We start from the raw sequence: 25,283 nt of genomic DNA on the forward strand, positions 1-25,283 counted from the left end.
GGTTGCCATGAAGAAATTATTTTCTTACAGACTTAGTTTTTTTGTACTGGCTATTATTTTGTTTTGGGCCAAAACGTATTTAGCCTATCATGCTGAATTCAACCTTGGGGTGAAGGGGCCGACGCAGCAGTTTCTGCTAGCGATCAATCCGTTCTCAAGCGCCATTTTCTTTTTAGGACTGGCATTGTTTGCGAAAGGCCGCAAATCAGCGATTATCATGGTGGTTATTGATTTCATCATGACGTTTATTTTGTATGCAAATATCCTATTCTATCGATTCTTCGATGATTTCTTGACATTCCCTAACTTAAAGCAATCCGGTAATGTCGGAAATATGGGAGACGGCATCTTCAGCATTATGTCCGGCCATGATATTTTGTACTTTGTTGACATTATTATTTTAATCGCACTTCTGGTGTGGAGACGTGAGCTGAAGGAATTCAAGCTGAAAAAACGGTATACGTCTTTAATTATCGTGACGGGTATTGTTTTGTTCTTTGTTAACTTGGCGATTGCCGAAGAGGACCGCCCGGAGCTGCTGACAAGAACGTTTGACCGCAATTACATTGTAAAATACTTAGGTCTTTATAATTACACGATTTATGACGGCGTGCAGACGGCGCAGACGGAAACGCAGCGGGCATATGCAAGCAGCGATGACCTGACGAGCGTTGAGAACTACACATCGTCGCATTATGCGAAGCCGAACGCCGAGTATTTCGGCAAGGCCAAAGGCAAAAACATCATTAAGATTCACTTGGAAAGTTTCCAATCGTTTTTAATCAACTACAAACTTGACGGAAAAGAAGTCACGCCGTTCCTGAATAAACTCGCCCGCGGCGGTGAGGACATGACGTACTTTGATAACTTTTTCCACCAAACAGGCCAAGGTAAAACATCTGACGCCGAGCTGATGATGGATAACAGCCTGTTCGGACTGCCTGAAGGGTCAGCCTTCGTGACAAAAGGGGAAAACACGTATCAATCGCTTCCTGCCATCCTTGACCAAAGTGAAGGCTATACAAGCGCCGTTTTACACGGTGACTACAAATCATTCTGGAACCGTGACCAGATTTACAAACATATCGGCTATGACAAATTCTTTGACGCCAGCACATACGATATGTCTGATGACAACCTTGTCAATATGGGACTGAAGGATAAACCGTTCTTCAAAGAATCCATTCCGAAGCTTAAATCGCTGAAACAGCCGTTCTATGCGCATTTGCTCACGCTGACGAACCATTATCCGTTTACGCTTGATGAAAAAGATGCAACGATTGAAAAAGCGAAAACAGGCGATGCAACTGTAGATGACTATTTCCAGACGGCTCGTTATCTCGACGAAGCGCTTGAACAGTTCTTTAAAGATCTGAAGTCATCCGGTTTATATGACAACTCGGTGATTATGATTTACGGAGACCATTACGGAATCTCTGAAAACCATAACCGCGCGATGAAAGAAATTCTCGGCAAAGAAATTACGCCTTATCAAAACGCGCAGAACCAGCGTGTGCCGCTTATGCTTCACATCCCCGGCAAAAAAGGCGGAGTGAACCATACATTCGGCGGTGAAATGGACGTTGTGCCGACGATCCTTCACTTGGAAGGCATTGATTCTAAGAAATATATTAATTTCGGAACCGATCTCTTCTCGAAAGACCATGATGATACGGTGACGTTCCGTAACGGAGACTACGTCACGCCGAAATATACTTCTATCTCCAATGTCGTATACGATACGAAGACAGGAAAAGAACTGAAAGGCAATCAGGAAACGAAAAACCTGAAAGCCAGAGTCACAGAGCAGCTGAAGCTGTCTGACAGCGTGATGTACAAAGACTTGCTCAGATTCCACAAATTGAGCGACTTTACGCCGGTTGATCCGTCTAAATATCATTACGGCAAAGAAAAGCTTAATGAGGATAATAAATAATAGAAAGAGCCTTACGGATGGTTTTCCGTGAGGCTCTTTTTTTGTGTGTATCTTCACCAATCTGAAAAAAGAGAGAGCTTTCGGTCACAAAGGGCGCCAATCTCTCATATCTTACTTGTAGATTTTGAAACCGGTGATAGAGAATCGGACAAATTATCCGGTTGGTTTCTCTTGTACGGGCGGTTTCGAATCCAATATTCACAGAGAAGAGGGGTAGAGATGAAAGCAGTCATTCTCTGCGGCGGAAAAGGAACGAGAATGAGCGAAGTCACCAATGAACGTCCCAAACCGCTCGCCATGATAGGCGGAAAACCGATTCTATGGCATATTATGAAACTCTATCAATACTATGGCGTGAACGAATTTATCCTGCTTCTTGGTTTCAAAGGAGAGATGATTAAGGAATATTTCTTAGATTATGACTGGAAGAATCATAGTATGACGCTCGACAGCTCTACCGGAGAAGTGCGGATATTGGGAAAATCCGAGCCGTGGAAAATCACTTTTTTAGACACGGGGGAACACACGCAGACAGCGGGGCGGCTTTTACAGGCAAAGGACCTCATCGGTGATGAAACCTTTCTCATGACATACGGAGACGGACTGGCCAACATCAACCTGTTTCACCTGATCAGCTATCATCAATCAAAAGGGGCTGCTGCAACCGTCACCGGTATTGAAAAGACCTCGCAATTCGGGACGCTGACGGTCGAAGACGGCATGGCGAAAAGCTTTTCTGAAAAAACCTCGAGTGACGGCATCATCAACGGCGGATTCTTCGTGCTCAGCCCGAAGGTATTCGATTATCTGCCGAAAGACAGCGATGTCATGTTTGAAGAAGAACCGCTGAAGGAGCTGGCGAAGGACGGCGAATTGGCGGTATATCGGCATTACGGTTTCTGGACGGCGATCGATACGTATAAAAACCTGCTGGAAATCAACAAGATGTGGGACAGGGGACAACATGTATGGAAGGTATGGTGATCAAGTTTGAGTTTCTGGAAAAATAAAAATGTGTTTGTGACGGGATGTACAGGTCTTTTAGGAAGCTGCTTGGTAAAGGAACTGATCGATCAGGGGGCCAATGTGACGGGACTTGTCCGTGACACTGTGCCCAAATCTAATCTGTATCAGGGAGAGCAAGTGAAGCAAATGAATATCGTGCAGGGCGCTCTTGAAGATCTGGATGTGATTGAGCGGGCGCTGGGCGAATATGAAATCGACACGGTCTTTCATTTAGCAGCACAGGCGATCGTCGGCGTCGCAAACCGCAATCCGATTTCTACATTTGAAGCCAATATTCTCGGCACATGGAACATCCTTGAAGCGTGCCGCCGGCATCCGCTCATCAAGCGGGTGATCGTCGCCTCCAGTGATAAAGCGTACGGCGACCAGCCGGCACTGCCGTACAATGAAAACATGCCTCTTCAGGGCAAACATCCGTATGATGTGTCAAAAAGCTGTGCCGATTTGATAAGCCACACATATTTTAATACGTACGGCCTTCCGGTTTGTATTACGCGCTGCGGCAACTTGTACGGCGGCGGGGATTTGAATTTCAACCGGATTATCCCGCAGACGATTCAGCTCGTGCTGAACGGTGAAGCGCCGGAAATCCGCAGCGACGGCACATTTATTCGTGATTATTTTTACATTGAGGATGCGGTCGAGGCGTACCTTTTGCTGGGGGAAAAGATGGAGGAGCTCAATCTTGCGGGAGAAGCGTTCAACTTCAGCAATGAGATTCAGCTGACGGTGCTGGAACTTGTAGAAAAAATTCTTAAGGCCATGGACAGTGACTTGAAGCCGAAAGTGCTCAACCAGGGGAGCCACGAAATTAAGCATCAATATTTGTCGGCGGAAAAGGCGAGAAAGCTTCTGAACTGGACACCCGCGCATACCATTGATGAAGGGTTGGAAAAAACGATCGAATGGTATAAAGCCTTTTTTCAAAAGTAACAGAAACAGAGGTGATAAAGACGTGACAAGCGCATATTGCACAGTTTTATCAAAAGGAAGGCTGTATCAGGCCATCGCTTTATTCGGCTCATTGAAAGAGGTTCAGGCGGACGCCCCCATTTTTACTTTGTGTATGGATCAAGACACCTATGACGTGCTTCAGGCAATGCAGCCGGATAATGTCACCCTGATTCCGGTGTCTGCAATGGAAAATGAGGAGCTCCTTGAACTGAAGCGGACGAGAGACCAGAGCGAATACTGCTGGACGGTGAAGCCGGTATTTCTCGAATTCGTGCTGGACGGACATCCGGACTTAGAGCGTGTCACGTACATTGATGCCGATTTGTTTTTTTTCGCTGATCCGCGCCCGATTTTTGAAAATCAGCCGGATTGTTCGGTGCTTCTGTCACGGGGCGATATCGTCATCCCCTCATTTGAAAAACAGGAAATTGACATGCTGCAGCGCCTTTTAGGCCGGTATAACTCCGGATTTCTCAGCTTCAAAAACGACCGGGCCGGCACAGATTGTCTCAGATGGTGGAAAGAACGCTGTCTTGAAGAATGCAAAAATGCGCCGGGTGAAGGAAAATTCGGAGATCAGGGCTACTTGGATTACATGTCTGATCTATTCCCGAATGTGTGTGACATTACAACGCCCGGTGTGAATATCGGCCATTGGAATTACGGCCGGCACACATTTTCATGGAAGGACGGGCGTCTTGTGCTCGAAGACGGGAGTCCGCTGATTTTCTATCATTTCAGCGGATACCGGATCATCACAGCCGGCGACATTCGGCAGATTCACGAGAAGACCCGGACCGACCTGCCGTTTGTCCATCAGCTTTACAAAGACATTCTGAAGCAGGTGATCGGGACGGTCAGCGCCGTCTGTCCGGAGTTCAGCGGCTTCGCATCTGAGGACGATAACAAATAAATGATTATATACAGGAAGTGAACAAAAGTGAAGGCAAGCGTCATAGTTCCCGCATATAATTCCAGGGAGCGGCTTTATAACAGCCTGCTGTCCCTGAATGAACAGGAATGCACAGAGCCGTTCGAAGTGATTGTGGCTGACAACGGTTCGGAAGACGGAACCTTATCCATGCTCGAATCATTCAGCGCGAATTTTCCGCTGATTTTTGTGAGAATTAAAGAAAACAGAGGAATCGCTTACGGCCGGAATCAGGCGGTCCGCAATGCCAGAGGGGATATTTTGATTTTCCATGACAGTGACATGCTTGCCGAAAAGGATTTGGTGGCGAAGCATATCAAGGCTCATGAGGACCGGGACGATCTTGTCGTATGCGGTATGTTCTGGAAGCGGCTGTACAGCTTTTATTATGACCGTTTTGAAAAAGAGCATAAGGAAAAGCTCGCCGAACTGTATGAAGAGCTGCCGGGCGATAAAGAGCCGCTTCTTGATGAAAGTGCCATCAGAGACGGAAGCTTTCTCGACCGATGCTTTGACTTAGATACCGATTTTATACGTGTGCTGAAAAGCATTTTGGAAAAATACGGAGACGACTTGAAAGGCTACCGTCTGCCGTGGCGTTTTTTCATTACGAACAATTCCTCAGTCAAACGGCAGCATGTGGCAGATCTCGGTCTGTTTGATGAAGGCATTGTCAGATACGGTTTTGAAGATTATGATCTCGGCATCAGGCTTCACCAGTCGGGCTTGTCGTTTCAGCTGCGGCGCGATATCATGAGCGTCCATCAGGAGCATCCGAGCAACTGTGCTTCCGTTGATGACATCAGGGCGAATATCGCGTACATGTGCGACAAGTACAATGACATCCATTCGCTTGACGTGCACCTCGCGTTTAACGGCCCGTTTGATGCGGAGTTAACCAACAGCATTATGGCAGACATCGAAGTGCTGCTTGATTATGAGAAATATGAAAGCCTGCTGTACATCTTTCTTGAGCTGATGCACGCGGTTAAAGACCGCAACCTCGATCCGGACTGGAGGACGAAAAGCCCGCGTATCACGGCGAACAGCTTTCATCTGCCGGAGGTCCAAAAGCTTTTGTCAAAAGCGGAAAAAAAGCTGGGCGTTACGCACTTTGCAAGAGCGTTCAAAGCGCTGTTTGCTGATTTACTGCATGTGGATTTTAAATAAATTGGATGTGATATGGTGAGTAAATATCATTTTTCAACCATTGTTTCAAGAACGCATATCTTTAAACTGATGCCGATGATTCATTCTCTCCATGAGCATTGCCGTGATTTTCATCTGTATGTGCTGTGTGTCGACAAGAAGGCGTATGAACTGCTTCAGCAGGTGCCGTGGGAGCATGTCACGGCGGTTCAGCTCCATGAAATGGAGGACCCGGAGCTGCTTGAAGCAAAGGGCGGGCGGACGTTTCATGAATATTGCTGGACGCTGAAGCCGGCATTTTTGTTCCATGTGATGACGGAGTATGATGAAGCCGAATATTTTGCCCATTTGGACACTGATCTCTTTTTCTTCTCAGATGCAGATAAGCTGTTCGCCGAAAAGCCGGATGCTTCTCTTTTCCTGACGGATCACCGCAATTCAGAACGGTTTGCGTCTTATTACAAGCTGACCGGGCAGTACAACACCGGGTTTGTCGGCGCGCGGAATACCGAGGAAGCGTATCGGGCGGTCTGGCAGTGGAGACAGGATTGCATCTCCTATTGTACGGTGGAGATGAATGAAGAAAAAAAGACATACGGTGACCAAAGGTATGTTGAAAAGTGGCCCGCGCAGTTTGAGAACGTTCATGTCACGGAGTCGATCGGCGCAAATGCCGCGCTGTGGAATATTGAGCAATACGAAGTCAGCCTGCGTGACGGGGCTGTATATGTCAATGACACCCCGCTGATTTTTTATCATTTTTCAGGCTTTACGCTTGTCACGGAGAACGAATTCAATCTGTGCTGGTACTATCACATTGATGACGAGGCGACAGTCAATATGATTTACGTGCCGTACATCAAAAACGTAAAAAAATGGATTGATGAAATTCAAAAGGCGTTTCCCGATTTCAGAGACGGGTTTATTCCGCGATATGCGGTTCCTGACACTCATTTTTATACGGTTGAAACATAAAATCCCTGCCGAAAAGGCAGGGATTTTTTTATGAATGCCATTCTTTTAATGTTTTGTCGCTCGGCAGGACAAACGCGAGCAGTCCTAAAACGGGCAGAAAGGCGACGGCTGTCATGGTCGGCGTCAATCCCGCGGAATCAATGAGGGCGCCGAGCGCAACGGCTCCGATCGCGCCCATTCCGAAGGCGAGCCCGACCGTAAGCCCTGACATCGTGCCGATTTTACCCGGAACGAGCTCCTGTGCGTAGACAACGGTCACAGAGAAGCTGGACATCAGGACAACGCCGATCAGCGCCAGTACGCCATAGGCGATGACAGGTCCCGCAAACGGAAGGAAAATCGTCAAGGGAGCCGATGCCATCATTGATACGATAATGACGTTCCGCTTTCCGAAACGGTCTGCCAGCGGCCCGCCGAGAAACGTTCCGACAGCCCCGAAGAATAAAAAGACGAAGATGTAGCTCTGTGCCTGCTGAATGCTGACATGATAGGCATTCATCGCATAGAATGTATAAAAGTTGCCGATCGCGCTCACATACCAGGAACGCGCGAAAATCAAGAAAATAATCATGATAAGGGCAAGAATAATCGGCTTTGTAATCACGGTCTCCACAGCGGCAGCCGGTGATTTTTTACTTGCGGCGCGCAAATGAATAAGGCGGCCTTTATACCATTTGGCGATATAAATGAGAAACAGCACAGCGATTGCGGCGACAAGCGTAAACCAGACAGAGCCGAATTGACCGAGCGGAACGAGAATCAGCGCGGTAATCAGGGGCGCCATCGCCTGGCCGGTATTTCCGCCGACTTGGTAAATCGATTGCGCCAAGCCGCGCTTTTCGCCGGCGGCCATGTAAGCGACACGCGATCCTTCAGGATGAAAAACAGCGGAGCCAAGGCCGATAAAAAATACACAGAATAAAATCGTCAGAAAAGACGGGGCGAACGCGAGACCTAAAATGCCGAGCATGCTTGCGGTGAGTCCGAGCGGCAGGGCATACGGCATCGGGCGTTTATCCGTATACCAGCCGATGACGGGCTGCATCACGGAAGACACCATATTCAGCGTAAAGGCGATCATTCCGAGCTGTGTAAAGGTAAGGCTCATGGAACGTTCCAAAATAGGAAACATCGCCGGAATCACCGCTTGCAGTGAATCGTTCAGCAAATGACAAATCCCGATAATCAATAAAATGGAATACATGGTTGTATCGGGACGATGGACAGGTTTTTCTTTCATCGGTGCGGCAATTGCCAAAGTGATTCTCCTCCTTTTATGTAAGCAAAGCATACACCATATTATTCATAAGGTGAATGAATGATCAAGAGCAAAAAAGGCTCTTCTTTCTCAAATCGAAAAAAGAGCCTCCCTTTTTATTTGTTTAACAAACTGTGTTTTCTCGAATAAACCATATAAACGACGATCCCGGCGGCGATCCAGATGACAAAGGAAAGCCATGTCACGCCGGGCAGGCTGCTTGCGAGATAGAGGCATAAGCATGCGCTGATGATCGGCACAAAAGGAACGAAAGGAACACGGAAGGAAGATTTGATCTCCGGATGTTTCTTTCTTAAAACGATGACGGCGATCGCGATGACCGTAAAGGCCGCCAAGGTTCCCATGTTGACGAGATGCGCCAAGGTTCCCAGATCAATCAAACCGGCGATCCCGGCGGCAACGATCCCCGTCACCCAGGTGTTTTGAAACGGTGTTTTAAAACGCGGGTGCACCTTGGAAAATACGCGGGGCAAAAGACCGTCTCTGCTCATCGCAAATGTGAGACGCACCTGAGCGTACAGCAGAGCAAGCATGACTGTTGTAATCCCGATAATCGCGCCGACGGAAATAATGCCCGCTATTTTGTTCTGGCCGACAAACTGCAGCGCAAATGATACCGGATCTCCGACATTTAATTTAGTGTACGAAAGCATTCCCGTCAGAACGAGCGATACGGTAATGTAAAGAATGGTGCAGATGGCGAGCGCGCCGATAATCCCGATCGGCATTGATTTCTGCGGGTTCTTCACTTCTTCCGATGCGTTTGACACGGCATCAAATCCGAGATATGCGAAGAAAACGGTCGCGGCGCTCGTGATGACGCCTTTCATTCCGAACGGCATAAACGGCGACCAGTTTTCCGGTTTCACGTAGCCGAATCCGACGATGATAAACAGCGAAATAATGGCAATTTTCATCAAAACAATGACATTATTAAAGCGGGTGCTTTCTTTCACGCCTCTTGAAACAATCGCGGTAATCACCAAAATAATAATAACGGCCGGCAGATTGAGCACGGCGCCCGCTTTGCTTCCGGGTGCGGCGGTCAGCGCCTCCGGAAGATGCAGCCCGAAGCCCGCAAGAAGCGACTGGAAATACGATGACCAGCCGGTTGCAACGGCGGCGATTGCAATGACATATTCAAGCATTAAGTCCCATCCGATCAAAAACGCGAGACATTCTCCGAGAGTGACATAGGAGTAAGTATATACGCTGCCTGAAATCGGAATGGTTGAAGAGAATTCCGCATAACAAAACGCTGCGAGCGCGCAGGCAAGGCCCGCGAGCACAAACGACAGAATCAAAGCCGGCCCTGCCCCTGTTGCGGCCACGGTCCCGGTAATCACAAAAATCCCCGTGCCGACAACACAGCCGATTCCGAGTAAAACCAAGTCAAAAGCGCTTAACGAGCGGGCCAGACCGGCCTGTTTGCTCTGGGCCTTTAAGTCGGCGATCGGCTTTTTCCGAAATAATAAAGACATATGGGTCCTCCTGAAAATTCATAATATTCATATCATTATATACACTGACGTTTGTATTATATTGTCGAAATTTCGCACAGTCAATTAAAGAATTTTCCACTTTAAAAGGAAAAAGCTCAAAAGCGTCGATGTGCGGAAGGAACAGTAATTTTATTGTGAAATAGTTCAATTTTCTCACGTTAAGACCGATACAAAAAATGACTCATCAACTATTTTCAAGTTTCGGTGAAAGGGAGATGTTTACATGTTTCAATATGAAGAACTAAATAAGCAGTTTATCGGCGGCCGATGGAGGGATGGGAGCAGCCGGAACGTATTGGAAAACAGGAATCCTTATACTCAGAAAGTCATCACCTCATTCCGAAAAGCGACGCCTGATGACGTGGATGCGGCGTATCGCGCCGCGGCTCTTGCGAAACAAGAATGGGACAAAGTCAATCCTTTTAAAAAGCGGGCCATTTTGGAAAAAGCCGTATCTTTCATCGAAGAGCACGAAGAAGCGATCATTTACTTAATTATGGAGGAGCTTGGCGGAACAAGGCTGAAGGCTGAGTTTGAAATCGGACTTGTCAAAAATATGATAAAAGAAGCCGCAACATTTCCGGTGCGGATGGAAGGGAAAATTCTCCCGTCCACGATTGACGGAAAAGAAAACAGGCTGTACAGAATACCGGCCGGCGTCGTCGGGGTCATCAGCCCGTTTAACTTCCCGTTTTTCCTTTCGGTGAAATCGGTTGCGCCGGCACTCGGAGCGGGCAACGGCGTTGTGCTGAAGCCTCATGAAGAAACACCGATCTGCGGCGGAACACTGATTGCGAAGATTTTTGAAGCGGCCGGCGTACCGGACGGGCTGCTGAATGTCATCGTGACGGATATCGGGGAGATCGGCGACAGTTTTGTTGAGCATCCCGTGCCGCGGATTATCTCATTTACGGGTTCAACCGGAGTGGGCAGCTATATCGGACAGCTTGCGATCAAACACTTTAAAAAACCGCTGTTGGAGCTTGGCGGAAACAGCGCGCTGATCGTGCTTGAGGATGCTGATCTTGAATACGCCGTCAATGCGGCCGTATTCAGCCGGTTTACGCATCAAGGCCAGATCTGCATGTCGGCGAACCGGGTGCTCGTACACACATCTGTATATGACAAATTTACAGAGCTTTACGAAGCGAAAGTGTCATCGCTGAAAGTCGGCGATCCGATGGACCCTGACACGGTGATCGGGCCTTTAATCAATGAGAGGCAGGCGGAAGGTCTGAGACGGTCTGTCGAAAAAGCGATAGAAGAGGGAGCGGTTCCGGTGCTGTCCGGCCGATTCAGCGGAACGGTCGCTGAGCCCGTCATTTTAAAAGATGTGAAACCTGAGATGAGCATCGCGAAGGAGGAGCTGTTCGGACCGGCCGTCTGCATCATGCCGTTTGAAACGGAGGATGAAGCGGTAAGCATCGCAAACGCGACACCGTTCGGTTTAAGCGGAGCCGTGCATACGGCAAACGTTGAGCGCGGCGTTGAGTTTGCTAAGCGGATCGAAACCGGCATGATTCACGTCAACGATACGACCATTAATGATGAACCGAATGTCGCGTTCGGAGGCGAGAAGCAATCAGGTCTCGGCAGGCTGAACGGCGAATGGAGCCTGGAAGAATTCACTACGCTGAAATGGATTTCGGTTCAGCATGAAAAACGGCAATTCCCATATTAAGAAGGAGTGAAAGAAATGAGTATACAGACGGAACAGCAAACGCACAGCCTGCTTGACGCTTTTGTCAAAGTTGCGCCTTTTTTAAACAGCCTGATCCAAGATGACATCACCATCGGGATTTATGATACAGAAAAATTAATCGTGAATATTCCGGCTAAAACGTTTTCTCTTAATGTAAAGCCGGGAGACCCGCTCCAAAAAGGAGACATCATTACAGACGCAATCCGTTTGAATCAGAAAAAGACAAGCATGGTGCCGAAAGAGCTGTTCGGATTTCCGCTGATCGCCAGAGCGATCCCGCTTCACGATGAAAACGGAAAAGTCATCGGCGGTGTCGGTCTCGGCACGAGCCTTGAAAAATCAGCCAAGCTTCATGATGTCGCTGAAAGCCTGTCCGCCGTCGTGGAACAGACCGCTTCAGCCATCGCGGATATTTCAGAATCCATCAGCGGCTTTTCAGCACAGATGACCGGGATTTCCGCTCAGGCGAAACAGGTCAGTGAAAGCGCGGGAGAAATCGCCGACATTTCCGTCACTGTCAAGGGCATCTCAGATCAAAGCAATCTGCTCGGTTTGAACGCGGCCATTGAAGCCGCGAGAGCTGGAGAATCCGGAAAGGGCTTTTCCGTGGTGGCGGATGAGATCCGCAAGCTTGCCACTCATTCAAAAGACAACGTCGGACAAATTGACCAGATTACGAAAAAAATCCACAGCCTGCTGAAAGGGCTGGAGGACTCTATTGAATCCATCAACCAGAACACAGACGGCCAAGCGGCGGCGGTTGAACAAATTTCTGCCACGATGCAGGAGATTTCAGGAAGCGCCCAGCATTTAGCGAAAATGGCTGAAAACGTGCTCGGAGATTCATAAAAAAGGGGAGCTTACGGGCTCCTTTTTTGTTTTCTCTCCATTATTCGGAAACTGCATTTCATACGTTTGATCCGCTATGCTCAGGGGTACACATACGAATACATCACCAATGATAAAGGAGAGTTTTGTATGTCTGATGCAAATCTGCACAACCCGCAGACGAAATATGATCATGATGAATTTCCAAAACAATATCAGGAGCCGCCCGGTTTGCAGAAAGAGATGAAGCCTGTGCCGGACTGCGGCGAAACAAGCTATAAAGGAGCCGGCAAGCTGAAGGGAAGAAAAGCCCTCGTCACCGGCGGCGATTCGGGGATCGGCCGGGCTGCCGCGATTGCTTATGCCCGGGAAGGGGCGGATGTGGCCATTAACTATCTGCCTGAGGAACAGCCGGATGCGGAAGAAGTGAAAGCATTAATTGAAAAAGAAGGAAGAAAAGCCGTTCTGCTGCCGGGAGATTTAAGCGATGAAGCGTTTTGCGGAGAATTGGCGGAAAAAGCGTATCAAGAGCTTGGCGGTCTTGACACGCTCGCTCTTGTCGCCGGCAAACAGCAGGCAGTGGATGATATCAGCGATCTTACTACAGAACAAATCTATCAAACATTTGAAGTCAACGTATTCTCGCTGTATTGGCTCGTCAAAGCCGCGCTTCCGTATCTGCCGGAAGGCGCGTCTATTATCACGACAACTTCTGTCGAAGGGTACAATCCAAGTCCGATGCTGTTGGATTATGCCGCGACGAAACATGCCATTATCGGCTTTACCGTCGGCTTAGGAAAGCAGCTGGCGAATAAAGGAATCAGAGTCAACTCTGTAGCGCCGGGGCCGATCTGGACGCCGCTTCAGATTTCCGGAGGGCAGCCCGGTGAAAACATTCCGAAATTCGGCAAGGAAACACCGGCCGTGCCATTACAGCGTGCCGGCCAGCCCGCGGAGCTTGCAGGGATTTATGTCTTTTTGGCCTCAGAAGAATCGAGCTATGTGACATCCCAGATCTACAGTGTCAGCGGAGGTATTCCGACGGCGTAATGAATAAGGAGCTGCCCTCTTACAAGGGGCAGCTCTTTTTTCGATGTTATGTGCCGAGCACGTTTTGATTATACAGTACGCTCGGATGTGACGGGTGATAGGAGGCGGCTTTGTCGTTATGAATCTTCGCTTTTTCTCTGTCACCGAGCTGCCAGTGGCAGACGCAGAGCTGCAGATGAGGATACCAGGTGGAATATTCGAGCTGGGTAAAGCCTGAATCGCTGTATGTGGCGGATAGGGCGAGCTCATACCAAAACACGCCCTGCCGGTATTGCCGTTTCTCCGCAAAATAGTCGCCGAGCCTGCAGCAGAACTCCGGCCGCGGACAATCAATCAAAAATGATTTTAAGAGCGACGTCATGGCGGCCTCTTCATGGCCGACCGCCCTGTAGCAATCGAATAGATATTGGCACGTTCTGATCTCGTCTTCGATCCAGCACTGTTTAGTAGAAAGAAAATGGTGATAATACGTAATGGCGCGCTGATACTGGCCGTGATCCTTTAATTCATTCGCGAAATAAAATAAATCGCGCGGTGTCATCGTTTCACTGTTTTCCGCCATTTTCTCGTAAATCCTCAGGTTGCGGTCTGAGGGAGGCGAGTGCTTTTTCTCGGATTTGCGGTGTGTGACGGCGATATCGGTTTCTATAATGTTTCCGTATACTTCCAGATATTCATGCACGGCTCCGATCCAGCGGAACCCTTTTTCCCGCTTGACGAGACGGTTGCGGCGGTATCTGAAGCTGACCTCTCCCCGATCATCAAAGCCGACGTGATAATACATGGATACCGCGTCCACCTCTTTTGAAAGCGACGCCTTCAGATCAATCAGCTTTTCACGATCCTTTTCCGTCAGCATATCGTCGGCGTCCAGCCACAAAATATATTCCATTTCCGCTTTCGAAAACGCAAAATTACGGGCGGCCGCAAAATGATCGACCCATTCAAAATCATAAATCTTATCCGTATAACGGGCCGCGATTTCTTTCGTCCGGTCGGTCGACCCCGTATCAGCAATCACAATTTCATCCGCAATGTCTTTGACGGAATCAAGACAGCCTGCAAGCACTTCCTCTTCATTTTTCACGATAACGCATAAACTGATGCTGATCATGTCATCACCTCTTCACCTCCAGTGTATAAAAGGAGAGGCGGAAACATTCTTCGGACAAAATGATCGCTTCCAAGAAATTTGTCTGCCCTTTTACTAGTTTTATTCCAGCGCCTGATTTAAAATGAACACATGAACTTACGTGAGGATTGATAGGAACCATGAGCATCATAAAAGCGGAAAACCTTTATAAAACATACGGAGAAAAGACATTATTCGACCATATCTCCTTTCATATTGAAGAGAATGAAAGAATCGGTTTAATCGGCCCGAACGGAACGGGGAAGTCTACGCTTCTGAAAACCATTGCCGGCCTTGAATCAACGGAGGAAGGCGAGATAACGGCTTCAGGAAACGTGCATATTGAGTTTTTGCATCAGGACCCTGAGCTTCCTGCCGGACAAACCGTCCTTGAGCATATTTATTCCGGCGACTCAGCCGTCATGAGAACGATGCGGGAGTACGAAAAAGCGCTTCAGGAGCTGAATGAAGAGCCGGAAAATGAACAGCGCCAAAAGCACCTGCTTGATGCGCAGGCGAGAATGGACGCGAATGACGCGTGGGAGGCGAATACATTAGCCAAAACGGTTTTAACCAAACTCGGTGTCACCGACTTGATGAAGGATGTCAGCGAGCTGTCCGGCGGCCAGAAAAAGCGCGTCGCGATTGCGAAAAACGTCATCCAGCCGGCGGACCTGCTTATTTTGGATGAACCGACAAACCATTTGGACAATGAAACGATTGAATGGCTGGAAGGCTACTTATCGCAATATCCGGGCGCCGTCATGCTTGTCACGCACGACAGGTATTTTCTGAACAGGGTGACGAACAGAATTTACGAGCTTGAGAGAGGCAGCCTTTATACGTATAAGGGAAACTATGAAGTATTCCTGGAAAAACGGGCCGAACGGGAGGCGCTGGCAGAGCAGAAAGAAACGAAACGTCAAAACCTCCTGCGCCGCGAATTGGCGTGGCTCAGAAGAGGAGCGAAAGCACGCTCGACGAAACAAAAAGCGAGAGTGGACAGAGCGGAGGCGCTCAAAGAGCAAAAAGGGCCGGCAGTCTCAGGATCGCTCGATTTCGCGATCGGTTCCCACCGTCTCGGAAAACAGGTGATAGAAGCGGAAAACGTCACCCTCACCTACGACGGCCAAGCACTGATCAGCCAATTTAACGAGCTTGTCATCCCGGGTGAAAGAATCGGCATCATCGGGCCGAACGGAATCGGGAAAACGACACTTTTAAACAGCCTCGCCGGCAGAATTCAGCCAGACAGCGGCCGCATCACCATCGGGCAGACGGTCAGGATCGGGTACTACACCCAGGACCACAGCGAAATGAACGGCGATATGAAAGTCATTGAATATATAAAAGAGACGGCTGAAATCGTCAAGACGGCGGAAGGTGATGTCATCACCGCGGAACAAATGCTTGAGCGCTTTCTATTCCCGCGCCCGATGCAGCAGACATATATCAGAAAGCTGTCAGGCGGGGAAAAGCGCCGTCTGTACTTGCTGAATGTACTGATGCAGGAGCCGAATGTGCTGTTTTTAGATGAGCCGACCAATGATCTGGACACAGAAACATTAAGCGTGCTCGAAGATTACATCGAACAGTTTCCGGGCGTCGTCATTACCGTATCCCATGACCGCTATTTTCTTGACCGTGTCGTGGACCGCCTGATCGTATTTGAAGGACAAGGCGTCATTTCGCGTTTCCAAGGTTCGTACAGTGAATACATGGAATACGCAAAAGCGAAGAAGACTGCGGTAAAACAGCCGGCCGAAGAGAAAAAGGCGGAAGAAGAGCCGAAGAAAAAGCGCAAAAAGCTTTCATACAAGGATCAGATCGAATGGGACGGCATCGAAGACAAAATTGCCGGCCTTGAAGAAAAGCATCAGCGTTTGGAAGCGGAAATCGCTGAAGCGGGAAGTGATTTCGGAAAGATTCAAGAACTGATGGCCGAACAGGCAAAAACGGCTGAAGAGCTTGAAGCGGCGATGGAGCGCTGGACCGAATTGTCACTGATGATTGAAGAACTTGAGAATTAAGAAAAGCCGGTACGGCCCCCGAGAAAATGGCGGGTCATACCGGCTTTTTTTGTCATGAGCATATGTTCATTATGCGGTATGGATGTTTATCCAGTAAAAATTCCTTTTCAAAACTTTACGTTTACGTTAAGGTTCAAAAGGTGTATAATAGAAACAGAAACGACAAGAGGGGGATTCACCTTGGAATGGATGAAGATTGATCAAGTTGCCAAACGAAGCGGATTGACAAAACGAACCATTCGTTTTTACGAGGAGATTGGTTTGATTCCTGCACCTAAACGGACAGAAGGCGGCGTCCGGCTTTACTCTGAAGATGATATGGAGGAGCTCGAAAAAGTCACCAGCACAAAAGAAGTGCTCGGTTTTTCCCTTCAGGAGCTTCAGCAGTTTATGGAGATGAGCCGTCAGCTGGAATTAAACAAAGAGGGGTACTTGTTGTCACTGGATCCGAAGGAACGGAAAGCAAAGCTGGAAGAGATTCAGCACGCATTGAACCACCAGCTTGAGATGATTGATGAGAAGATCAGCACATTTCTGCATTTTAAAGAGCGCCTTAACGGAATGAAAGAAAAAGCTGACCGCGCCATTCAATCAATCGAATGATTTTGCTGTAAACGCTATGAAGATAGCGTTTCTTTTAATGGATCAAATAGGAGGTCTGATCAAATGGATACATCATCACAACAGAAAACAGGCTTATTCAGCCAGCCGAAAGCCGTTTGGGCGGTTGCGTTTGCCTGTGTGATTTCCTTTATGGGAATCGGACTCGTCGACCCGATACTTCCGGCGATTGCCGCACAATTACATGCTTCACCTAGTGAAGTATCTCTGTTATTTACAAGTTATTTACTCGTTACCGGTTTTATGATGTTTTTCTCCGGCGCGATTTCCAGCCGGATCGGCGCGAAATGGACGCTGCTTCTCGGACTTATTTTTATCATCGTATTTGCCGCCCTTGGCGGAAGCTCAAGTTCAATCGCTCAGCTTGTCGGCTATCGCGGCGGCTGGGGGCTTGGGAATGCTCTCTTTATTTCAACCGCGCTTGCCGTCATTGTCGGGGTATCTGTCGGCGGCAGTGCCAAAGCGATTATTTTGTATGAGGCCGCGCTCGGCTTGGGGATTTCCGTCGGGCCGCTTGCTGGCGGAGAGCTTGGCAGCATTTCATGGCGCGCTCCGTTCTTCGGGGTGTCTGTCCTGATGTTTATAGCGCTTTGCGCGATTTCACTCATGCTGCCGAAGCTGCCGAAACCGGCGAAGCGCGTCGGTGTGTTTGATGCGATGAAGGCGCTCAAATATAAAGGCCTTTTGACAATGGCAGTATCGGCATTCTTATACAACTTCGGATTTTTTATTTTGCTTGCTTATTCTCCGTTCGTTCTGGATTTAGATGAACACGGTCTTGGATACGTCTTCTTCGGCTGGGGATTATTGCTGGCAATTACGTCAGTCTTTACGGCGCCGCTCTTGCACAAAGCGCTGGGAACAGTGCGTTCGCTCGTCGTTCTCTTTATCGCCTTTGCGGTCATTCTCATCGTCATGGGGATCTGGACTGACCATCAGACGTTGATCATTACATGTATCGTTGTCGCCGGTGCCGTGCTCGGTATGGTGAATACGATCATGACAACCGCTGTGATGGGTTCTGCGCCGGTTGAACGTTCAATCGCGTCTTCAGCCTACAGCTCAGTCCGCTTTATCGGCGGTGCGCTCGCTCCGTGGATTGCGGGAATGCTGTCAGAACACTTTACCGCAAGCACACCATATACAGTAGGCGGGATCGTCGTTTTTGTCGGCATGCTTGTCCTTCTCATGGGACGCAAACATCTCTCCGGAATAAAAGCCGGACATTAAGAAAAAAAGGAACTACCGCACAGGCGGGAGTTCCTTTTTGTGTTTACAGCACTTTCGTCGTCCAAGACTCGCAGTTCCATGTTTCCGTCGCGATATCCATATAGAACTCCGGTTCGTGGGAAATGAGCAGAATGGAGCCTTTGTATTCTTTCAGCGCGCGTTTCAGCTCTTCTTTCGCATCGACATCCAGGTGGTTTGTCGGCTCGTCAAGCACGAGCAGATTTGTTTCTGAATTGATCAGCTTGCACAGTCTGACCTTCGCTTTTTCTCCTCCGCTTAATACGGAGACGCGGCTTTCAATGTGTTTAGTGGTCAGGCCGCATTTGGCGAGGGCGGCGCGGATTTCGTACTGGGTAAAGGAAGGAAATTCGCTCCACACTTCTTCGATGCACGTATTGTTATTGGTTTCTTTTACTTCCTGCTCGAAATAGCCTGTGTATTGATGCTCGCCGCGTTCCACCGTGCCTTCCAGCGGCTGAATTTCACCGAGCAGGCTTTTTAACAGCGTCGTTTTCCCGATGCCGTTCGCGCCGTACAGGGCGACTTTCTGTCCGCGTTCCATTCTGAGGTTGAGCGGACGTGACAGCGGGGTATCGTAGCCGATGACTAAGTCCTTCGTTTCAAAAATCAGCTTGCCTGACGTTCTCGCCGGCTTGAAATGAAATTCCGGTTTCGGTTTTTCAGCCGCCAGTTCAATCATATCCATCTTATCGAGTTTCTTTTGGCGGGACATCGCCATATTTCTCGTGCTGACCCGCGCTTTGTTGCGGGCGACGAAATCTTTCAGCTCTGCGACTTCCTGCTGTTGCTTTTTGTAGGCCGCTTCGAGCTGCTGTTTTTTCACTTCGTATACTTCCATAAACTGATGGTAGTCGCCGACATAACGCGTCAGCTCTTGATTTTCCACATGATAAATCAAATTGATCACGCTGTTTAAAAACGGAATGTCGTGAGAAATTAAGATGAACGCATTTTCATATTCCTGCAAATAGCGTTTCAGCCATTCAATATGCTGCTCATCAAGGTAGTTGGTCGGTTCGTCCAACAGGAGGATTTCCGGTTTTTCCAAAAGCAGCTTGGCGAGCAGCACTTTCGTCCGCTGTCCGCCGCTTAAGTCAGTGACATCGCGGTCAAGGCCGACATCCTGCAGGCCGAGGCCGCGGGCGATTTCTTCAACTTTGCTGTCAATCACGTAGAAATCATTATTTGTCAGGGCGTCCTGAATGACACCGACATCTTCAAGCAGCTGCTCAAGTTCATCGGGGTCCGCTTCGCCCATCTTATTGTAAATCTCATTCATTTCTTCTTCCATCGCAAATAAGTAATGGAACGCATCTTTCAGCACGTCGCGGATCGTTTTGCCTTTTTCAAGCACGGTATGCTGATCGAGATAGCCGACGCGCACGTTTTTCGCCCATTCAACCTTTCCCTCATCAGGCTCAAGCTTTCCGGTAATAATATTCATAAACGTTGATTTACCTTCGCCGTTAGCTCCGATTAAGCCGACGTGTTCCCCTTTTAAAAGACGGAACGATACATTGTTAAAAAGCGCACGGTCACCGAAGCCGTGGCTTAAATCTTTTACGGATAAAATACTCATCATTACACCTCTATCGTTATCAGACACGCTTTTTCATTATGTGTCTTTCTCATTAATGATTATAAAGGAGGAGACCGTTTGTTAAAAGGCTTGGAAGGAAAAAGAAAATTGCGTTTGCCGCGTGCATTTGAGATACTATGGAGTAGATTTTAAGAATTGAGGAGAACGACATGACCCAAACATGGCCATTTTTACAGCATACACAACCATTTATCGCCGAAAACTGGAAGGCGTCAGGCTTTCAGAAGCCGACCGACATTCAGGAAAAAGCCGCTCAGGTGATCATGGAAGGGAAGGACGTCATCGCCGAATCCCCGACGGGGACGGGAAAAACATTGGCGTACACGCTTCCGGTTCTGGAGCGGATCAATCCGGAGCAAAAACATCCGCAAGTGATTATTTTAGCGCCGTCCCGCGAGCTTGTGATGCAGATTTTTCAGGTGATTCAGGATTGGACAAAAGGCTCCGATCTTCGCGCCCTGTCTTTGATCGGCGGAGCAAACGTGAAAAAGCAGGTGGAAAAGCTCAAAAATAAACCGCATATCATTGCAGGCACACCGGGCAGGGTGCTCGAATTGATTCAGGCGAAAAAGCTGAAAATGCATGAAGTCAAGACGATCGTTCTTGATGAAGCGGATCAGCTCGTGACAAAGGAACACCGCGAAACAATGAAAAAAATCATTAAAACGACGCTGAAAGACCGTCAGCTTTTAAGCTTTTCCGCTACGCTGCAGCCGGAGACAGAAGAGGTGCTGAAGGGCATTGCACACGAACCGGCCGTTTTGAAGGTGGAGCGGAATACGGCGGAAAAAGCACGGGTCACGCATCAATATCTCGTCTGCGATCAGCGGGATAAAGTGAAGCTATTGCAAAAGCTGTCACGGCTGAACGGCATGCAGGCGCTCGTGTTCGTCAGAGATATCGGAAATTTAAGCGTCTATGCGGAAAAACTCGCCTATCATCACGTGGATCTCGGCATCCTGCACGGAGAAGCGAAAAAAATGGAGCGGGCAAAGATATTATCAGCGTTTGAGCGGGGAGAATTTCCGCTGCTTCTGGCGACTGACATAGCGGCGCGCGGACTCGATATCGACGATCTTCCGTACGTCATTCATGCGGACATCCCGAATGAAGACGGGTACATTCACAGATCAGGCCGGACGGGGCGGGCCGGTAAAGAAGGAACGGTACTCAGCCTTGTCACGCCGATGGAAGAATCCAAACTGAAAAAAATGGCCAAATCACTCGGAATTGAGCTGAAAGAGGCCGTTTATTCAGGCGGAAAATTATCTGAGAAATAAGAAACGGAGGGCGGGAAGCCCTTCTTTTTTTTGTTGTGAAATAATAGAAAAGGTTCGCACGGGGGATGGGAAGATGGTTTCAATAGACAGATTTCAAATATTGAAGGAACGTGAGCTGAAAATAATTGAACACTGGTTTAAGGACGATAATATCAGTCGGAGAATGGATGCGATACTGCCATTAGATGCGTGGTATGCACGATTGAATAAAGATGAAGACGATACTGTCCTTATGGCATATGACGGGCAGCTGCCGGCAGGCATAGTCTCTATAGAGTTTGTGGAGGAACGGGTGTATATCGGATTGATCGTCAATCCTTTGTGCCAGCTTCAAGGGTTCGGAAAACGGATATTGCAAAAACTCCTGACTGACCCTGGGTTTACCAGTGTGCGGGAATGGGCGGCAAGCATCGAAAAAGACAATCAAATGAGTTTAGCCTGCTTTCAAGCAGCGGGATTCACTTTGGAAGATACGGAGCCGGATGAAGACAGATTTCTGACTTTGATTCTTCGCAGCTGATCCGAAAAAGCAGAAAAGGAGGGGACAAAGCCCTCCTTTTTTCATCATCATGTTAACTTGGATCACTGACTTTGATGATCTGTTTGCCTTTGTTTTCTCCCTTAAACAAACCGAGGAACGCGTCAGGGATATGGCTGAATCCTTCCGTAATCGTTTCTTCATAATGAAGCTTTCCGTCCTTGAGCCATTCAGCCAATTGTTTCGCGCCTTCGGAAAAGCGGTCAGCATAATCACCGACGATGAATCCCTGCATCAGCGCTTTTGTTTTGATCAGTTTCGGCTGTACGCGGGGGCCCATGTCTTCCTCTTCACTTTCGGTATTGTATGAAGAGATCGCTCCGCATACCGGAATGCGGGCGAATTCATTCAGCAGGTTGATCACCGCATCTGAAATCGGTCCGCCGACATTGTCAAAATAGACATCGACGCCGTCAGGGCATGCCTGTTCAAGCGCTTTTTGAATATCATCCGCCGTTTTGTAATTAATGGCTTCATCAAATTGAAGCTCCTCTTTCAGATACGCGATTTTTTCGTCAGAACCGGCGATGCCGACAACCCGCGCGCCTTTGATTTTGGCAATCTGCCCGACCGTTGAGCCGACGGCGCCCGCAGCCCCTGAAACGACGACGGTTTCGCCTTTTTTCGGACGGCCGATATCAAGCAGCCCGAAGTAAGCGGTCAGTCCGGTCATCCCTAAAATGCCGAGATACGCCGAGGCGGGTGCGATATCCGTGTCCAGTTTGCGGAGAGCGGACTCATTCACTGCTGAGTATTCCTGCCATGCGAGATTCCCGATCACGATATCGCCTTTTTTCAGCTTATTGCCGTCTGTGAGAACCTCGGCAATCACTCCGCCTGTTATGGCTTCTTCTAAAGCGAACGGCTCGACATATGATTTTGTATCCTGCATTCGTCCGCGCATGTACGGATCAACGGACACATAACTCGTTTTTACAAGCACTTCACCGTCTTGCGGCTCGGGAACGGCAATCGTTTCAAAACGGAAATCGTCATGGACGGGAACGCCTTTAGGGCGTCTCGCTAATTGAATTTGCTGTTGATTTTTCGGCATGATGCATCCTCCTTCAACATGAGTGTTTGTTCCAAATGTAACACGAACCATTTCCCGAATACAAAATCAAACCGTCCGCCGGCAACAAAAAAAGAAGGGCCCGGGCCCTTCTTTTAATAGAACAACCGGAACATCTCAGTGTTTTTCTCATGTTCCAAATATTCATAGGCATTTGTTTTAGAAGAATGAAGCATGTCGGCGGTAATGACGGGCTGAAGCGCGGTCAGATAAGAACCCAGCGTATTCTCAATTTCTTTCGGCAGAACGGATTCGATATCACCGATATTGATAATAATAGAGAACACGAAATCGATATTAATATGAAAGGTATCTTCAGCAAAGGCCGTAAGCTCTTTTATTCCATCCGGGCAGCGGGTATGCCGGCGGAATACCTGTTTCACTAAATCACTGACAACCCAAGCGTTAAATCGCTGTTCCGGTGAAAAATAATGAATAGGAACCACCTCCCTGCTTGATCGGCTCTTGAAAATTTTTATTTTTCTGATAAAAGTAGCTTCTCCTACTGTAACATGTCCCGGAAGAAAATATCCACCGACAATCTGCCCGATTTTTCACTGAACGCTCTTTCTTTTGTTTGGCATTTGGTGAAGCGGGTAAACACACAATATACAAAAACAAAAGGGAGGACTTATCAATGAAACCGGTAGTAAGAGAGTATACAAACGATCAAAAACTGATGCAGGACGTAAAAGAGCTTCAGCAAATGGGTGTCGCAAAAGAAGATGTATACGTGCTTTCTCATGATGACGACAGAACGGAACGACTGGCCGACAATACGGATGTCAATACCATCGGAGCAAAAGAAACGGGCATTAAACACGCGGTCGGCAATATGTTTAATAAAAAGGGCGATGAGCTCCGCAACAAAATTCATGAAATCGGCTTTTCAGAAGAGGAAGCATCACAATTTGAAAAGCGCTTAGATGAAGGAAAAGTTCTTCTGTTTGTCACGGATAACGAAAAAGTAAAATCATGGGCGTAAGCCGATCAGGTCCCAAGGGGTTTCGGTCCCTTGGGATTTTTTTGCGGATTCCGCAATAAAACCGAAAGACACAATCAGTACATTTTCGGTGCTGTTTTTTAATTGATTTGATACAATTCGGTTGTAATAAATTGGAATATCAAATCGGGAGGAGCACCATTTATGAAAAAAATGTTACTGATGCTGGCGGTTTGTTTATGGATGATTCCTGCGGGTGTCCATGCCGCTGACCTTGGCCGGCAGACGTTAGGAGCAAATGACGGATGGGGAGCCGCTTCCGGCGGGACAACCGGCGGCGCGAAAGCCTCTTCATCGAATGTATACACCGTATCAAACAGACAGCAGCTCGTTTCTGCATTAGGGGGAAGCGCCAACAGCACGCCGAAGATTATTTACATACAAGGCACAATCAATATGAATACCGACGACCGCAATAAAACGCTCGGCTTTCATGATTATAAAGATCCGGCTTATGATCTCAATGCCTATTTGAAGGCGTACGACCCGGATAAATGGGGGAAAAAAGCACCGTCAGGAACCCAGGAAGACGCCAGACAGCGATCTCAAAAAAACCAGAAAGCGCGGGTCGTGATTGATATCCCTTCAAATACGACGATCATCGGGTCAGGCTCAAACGCCAAAGTGACAGGCGGAAATTTTAATATCAAGAACGGCGTCGACAACGTCATCATCCGCAACATCGAATTTCAAGACGCTTACGACTATTTTCCGCAATGGGACCCGACTGACGGCAGCAGCGGCAACTGGAACTCGGAATATGACAATATCACCGTTAACGGCGCGACGCACATCTGGATCGACCATTGTACCTTTAATGACGGATCGAATCCCGACAGCGGTTTTCCCTACTATTACGGGAGAAAATATCAGCACCATGACGGCCAGACGGATATAGCCAACGGGGCGAATTATATTACATTATCCTATAATAAATATCATGACCATGATAAAGGCTCCGTCATCGGAAACAGCGACAGCAAGACGTCGGATGAAGGAAAACTGAAGGTGACCCTTCACCATAACTATTACCAGAACATCGTCCAGCGCGCACCGCGGGTCCGGTACGGGCAGGTTCATATTTATAATAATTTTTACGCAGGCTCGAAAAGCGCCGCGTACCCGTTCAGTTATGCATGGGGCGCAGGACATGCGTCAAAAATATATGCACAGAATAATGTTTTTGAAGTGCCGGGCCTGGCTGCCGATAAGGTCATCAGTGTCTTCAGCGGCGGAAAAGCGCTTCATGAAGAGGGCACTCTTTTAAACGGCGCTGCCATTAACGCGTCAGCCGCCAACGGATTAAGTCAGTCTGTCGGCTGGACACCGGCATTGCACGGCTCTATCGGCTCATCCGCAAATGTAAAACCGGATGTTATATCTAAAGCCGGCTCGGGTACGTTAAAATAAGAGACACAAAGGAA

Annotated in this window: 21 protein-coding genes and 1 pseudogene; 16 read left to right on the top strand and 6 right to left on the bottom strand. The window is 48.3% G+C overall.

Annotation, left to right across the window (positions count from 1 at the left end):
* Positions 1-7 precede the first annotated feature (7 nt).
* From ABDB98_RS03660 to ABDB98_RS03685, 6 genes and pseudogenes are all read left to right on the top strand, one after another.
* Positions 8-1,936, top strand: coding sequence for an LTA synthase family protein (locus ABDB98_RS03660; protein ID WP_438421391.1), 1,929 nt, complete (start codon positions 8-10; stop codon positions 1,934-1,936).
* Between the two features lie 219 nt (positions 1,937-2,155).
* Entirely contained in the window at positions 2,156-2,920 is a 765-nt protein-coding gene (gene rfbF / locus ABDB98_RS03665; protein ID WP_438421392.1) for a glucose-1-phosphate cytidylyltransferase, read from the top strand.
* A 6-nt stretch (positions 2,921-2,926) separates the two neighbouring features.
* The gene (locus ABDB98_RS03670; RefSeq protein WP_438421394.1) at positions 2,927-3,895 is read left to right on the top strand and encodes a GDP-mannose 4,6-dehydratase; all 969 of its coding nucleotides are present in this window, start codon (positions 2,927-2,929) and stop codon (positions 3,893-3,895) included.
* Positions 3,896-3,917: 22 nt separating this feature from the next.
* On the top strand, positions 3,918-4,829 hold the full coding sequence (locus tag ABDB98_RS03675; protein WP_438421395.1) for a putative nucleotide-diphospho-sugar transferase: 912 nt from the start codon (positions 3,918-3,920) through the stop codon (positions 4,827-4,829).
* A 27-nt stretch (positions 4,830-4,856) separates the two neighbouring features.
* A pseudogene (locus ABDB98_RS03680) lies at positions 4,857-6,036 on the top strand (glycosyltransferase).
* A complete protein-coding gene (locus tag ABDB98_RS03685; protein WP_438421396.1) occupies positions 6,033-6,971 on the top strand; it encodes a putative nucleotide-diphospho-sugar transferase in 939 nt (312 codons plus the stop codon). Before ABDB98_RS03680 ends, ABDB98_RS03685 begins: the two are co-directional and overlap by 4 nt.
* A gap of 28 nt (positions 6,972-6,999) precedes the next feature.
* Here ABDB98_RS03685 and ABDB98_RS03690 read toward each other — a convergent pair whose 3' ends face one another.
* Together ABDB98_RS03690 and ABDB98_RS03695 are read right to left on the bottom strand one after the other, a co-directional pair.
* Positions 7,000-8,229: an MFS transporter gene (locus ABDB98_RS03690; RefSeq protein WP_438421398.1), complete on the bottom strand. Its 1,230-nt coding sequence runs from the start codon at positions 8,227-8,229 to the stop codon at positions 7,000-7,002.
* A gap of 116 nt (positions 8,230-8,345) precedes the next feature.
* The gene (locus ABDB98_RS03695; protein WP_438421399.1) at positions 8,346-9,731 is read right to left on the bottom strand and encodes an amino acid permease; all 1,386 of its coding nucleotides are present in this window, start codon (positions 9,729-9,731) and stop codon (positions 8,346-8,348) included.
* 244 nt (positions 9,732-9,975) lie between these two features.
* On the opposite strand from ABDB98_RS03695, the gene ABDB98_RS03700 reads away from it, so the two are divergent.
* The 3 genes from ABDB98_RS03700 to ABDB98_RS03710 all read left to right on the top strand — a co-directional run bounded on the left by ABDB98_RS03700 (position 9,976) and on the right by ABDB98_RS03710 (position 13,332).
* Complete coding sequence (locus tag ABDB98_RS03700) at positions 9,976-11,433, top strand: aldehyde dehydrogenase family protein (RefSeq protein WP_438421400.1); 1,458 nt, start codon at positions 9,976-9,978, stop codon at positions 11,431-11,433.
* A 465-nt stretch (positions 11,434-11,898) separates the two neighbouring features.
* Positions 11,899-12,303: a methyl-accepting chemotaxis protein gene (locus tag ABDB98_RS03705; protein WP_411810546.1), complete on the top strand. Its 405-nt coding sequence runs from the start codon at positions 11,899-11,901 to the stop codon at positions 12,301-12,303.
* Between the two features lie 129 nt (positions 12,304-12,432).
* Complete coding sequence (locus ABDB98_RS03710) at positions 12,433-13,332, top strand: SDR family oxidoreductase (protein WP_438421401.1); 900 nt, start codon at positions 12,433-12,435, stop codon at positions 13,330-13,332.
* 46 nt (positions 13,333-13,378) lie between these two features.
* Here the strand turns inward: ABDB98_RS03710 and ABDB98_RS03715 are convergent, their stop codons facing one another.
* The gene (locus ABDB98_RS03715) at positions 13,379-14,446 is read right to left on the bottom strand and encodes a tetratricopeptide repeat-containing glycosyltransferase family 2 protein (RefSeq protein WP_049628074.1); all 1,068 of its coding nucleotides are present in this window, start codon (positions 14,444-14,446) and stop codon (positions 13,379-13,381) included.
* 158 nt (positions 14,447-14,604) lie between these two features.
* Between ABDB98_RS03715 and ABDB98_RS03720 the strand changes: the two genes are divergently transcribed.
* From ABDB98_RS03720 to ABDB98_RS03730, 3 genes are all read left to right on the top strand, one after another.
* Positions 14,605-16,494 (top strand): ABC-F family ATP-binding cassette domain-containing protein, encoded by a 1,890-nt coding sequence (locus ABDB98_RS03720; protein WP_438421402.1) that lies wholly within the window; start codon positions 14,605-14,607, stop codon positions 16,492-16,494.
* 180 nt (positions 16,495-16,674) lie between these two features.
* The gene (locus ABDB98_RS03725) at positions 16,675-17,097 is read left to right on the top strand and encodes a MerR family transcriptional regulator (protein WP_016936971.1); all 423 of its coding nucleotides are present in this window, start codon (positions 16,675-16,677) and stop codon (positions 17,095-17,097) included.
* 63 nt (positions 17,098-17,160) lie between these two features.
* Entirely contained in the window at positions 17,161-18,345 is a 1,185-nt protein-coding gene (locus ABDB98_RS03730) for an MFS transporter (protein ID WP_438421403.1), read from the top strand.
* 43 nt (positions 18,346-18,388) lie between these two features.
* On the opposite strand, the gene ABDB98_RS03735 is transcribed toward ABDB98_RS03730, so the two are convergent.
* Positions 18,389-19,945 (bottom strand): ABC-F family ATP-binding cassette domain-containing protein, encoded by a 1,557-nt coding sequence (locus ABDB98_RS03735; protein ID WP_012117051.1) that lies wholly within the window; start codon positions 19,943-19,945, stop codon positions 18,389-18,391.
* Positions 19,946-20,115: 170 nt separating this feature from the next.
* Between ABDB98_RS03735 and ABDB98_RS03740 the strand changes: the two genes are divergently transcribed.
* Positions 20,116-21,246 carry a DEAD/DEAH box helicase gene (locus ABDB98_RS03740; protein WP_438421404.1) on the top strand — a complete coding sequence of 377 codons (1,131 nt, stop codon included), beginning with the start codon at positions 20,116-20,118 and terminating at the stop codon, positions 21,244-21,246.
* Between the two features lie 73 nt (positions 21,247-21,319).
* Complete coding sequence (locus ABDB98_RS03745; RefSeq protein ID WP_438421405.1) at positions 21,320-21,766, top strand: GNAT family N-acetyltransferase; 447 nt, start codon at positions 21,320-21,322, stop codon at positions 21,764-21,766.
* A 52-nt stretch (positions 21,767-21,818) separates the two neighbouring features.
* Here the strand turns inward: ABDB98_RS03745 and ABDB98_RS03750 are convergent, their stop codons facing one another.
* Together ABDB98_RS03750 and ABDB98_RS03755 are read right to left on the bottom strand one after the other, a co-directional pair.
* Entirely contained in the window at positions 21,819-22,838 is a 1,020-nt protein-coding gene (locus ABDB98_RS03750) for an NADP-dependent oxidoreductase (RefSeq protein WP_438421406.1), read from the bottom strand.
* A gap of 113 nt (positions 22,839-22,951) precedes the next feature.
* Complete coding sequence (locus tag ABDB98_RS03755; RefSeq protein ID WP_438421407.1) at positions 22,952-23,302, bottom strand: DUF3212 family protein; 351 nt, start codon at positions 23,300-23,302, stop codon at positions 22,952-22,954.
* Positions 23,303-23,493: 191 nt separating this feature from the next.
* On the opposite strand from ABDB98_RS03755, the gene ABDB98_RS03760 reads away from it, so the two are divergent.
* A complete protein-coding gene (locus tag ABDB98_RS03760) occupies positions 23,494-23,841 on the top strand; it encodes a general stress protein (protein WP_016936978.1) in 348 nt (115 codons plus the stop codon).
* A gap of 162 nt (positions 23,842-24,003) precedes the next feature.
* Complete coding sequence (locus tag ABDB98_RS03765) at positions 24,004-25,269, top strand: pectate lyase family protein (protein WP_438421408.1); 1,266 nt, start codon at positions 24,004-24,006, stop codon at positions 25,267-25,269.
* The last annotated feature ends 14 nt before the right edge of the window (positions 25,270-25,283 follow it).

This window comes from Bacillus siamensis, assembly GCF_051628075.1.
GTDB classification, from domain to species: domain Bacteria; phylum Bacillota; class Bacilli; order Bacillales; family Bacillaceae; genus Bacillus; species Bacillus siamensis.

Bases quoted from the DNA above. Each gene is read 5' to 3' on its own strand.
- ABDB98_RS03660 (WP_438421391.1), top strand. From the start codon at position 8: ATGAAGAAATTATTTTCTTACAGACTTAGTTTTTTTGTACTGGCTATT.
- rfbF (WP_438421392.1), top strand. From the start codon at position 2,156: ATGAAAGCAGTCATTCTCTGCGGCGGAAAAGGAACGAGAATGAGCGAA.
- ABDB98_RS03695 (WP_438421399.1), bottom strand. From the start codon at position 9,731: ATGTCTTTATTATTTCGGAAAAAGCCGATCGCCGACTTAAAGGCCCAG.
- ABDB98_RS03700 (WP_438421400.1), top strand. From the start codon at position 9,976: ATGTTTCAATATGAAGAACTAAATAAGCAGTTTATCGGCGGCCGATGG.
- ABDB98_RS03705 (WP_411810546.1), top strand. From the start codon at position 11,899: ATGACCGGGATTTCCGCTCAGGCGAAACAGGTCAGTGAAAGCGCGGGA.
- ABDB98_RS03710 (WP_438421401.1), top strand. From the start codon at position 12,433: ATGTCTGATGCAAATCTGCACAACCCGCAGACGAAATATGATCATGAT.
- ABDB98_RS03715 (WP_049628074.1), bottom strand. From the start codon at position 14,446: ATGATCAGCATCAGTTTATGCGTTATCGTGAAAAATGAAGAGGAAGTG.
- ABDB98_RS03720 (WP_438421402.1), top strand. From the start codon at position 14,605: ATGAGCATCATAAAAGCGGAAAACCTTTATAAAACATACGGAGAAAAG.
- ABDB98_RS03730 (WP_438421403.1), top strand. From the start codon at position 17,161: ATGGATACATCATCACAACAGAAAACAGGCTTATTCAGCCAGCCGAAA.
- ABDB98_RS03735 (WP_012117051.1), bottom strand. From the start codon at position 19,945: ATGAGTATTTTATCCGTAAAAGATTTAAGCCACGGCTTCGGTGACCGT.
- ABDB98_RS03740 (WP_438421404.1), top strand. From the start codon at position 20,116: ATGACCCAAACATGGCCATTTTTACAGCATACACAACCATTTATCGCC.
- ABDB98_RS03745 (WP_438421405.1), top strand. From the start codon at position 21,320: ATGGTTTCAATAGACAGATTTCAAATATTGAAGGAACGTGAGCTGAAA.
- ABDB98_RS03750 (WP_438421406.1), bottom strand. From the start codon at position 22,838: ATGCCGAAAAATCAACAGCAAATTCAATTAGCGAGACGCCCTAAAGGC.
- ABDB98_RS03760 (WP_016936978.1), top strand. From the start codon at position 23,494: ATGAAACCGGTAGTAAGAGAGTATACAAACGATCAAAAACTGATGCAG.
- ABDB98_RS03765 (WP_438421408.1), top strand. From the start codon at position 24,004: ATGAAAAAAATGTTACTGATGCTGGCGGTTTGTTTATGGATGATTCCT.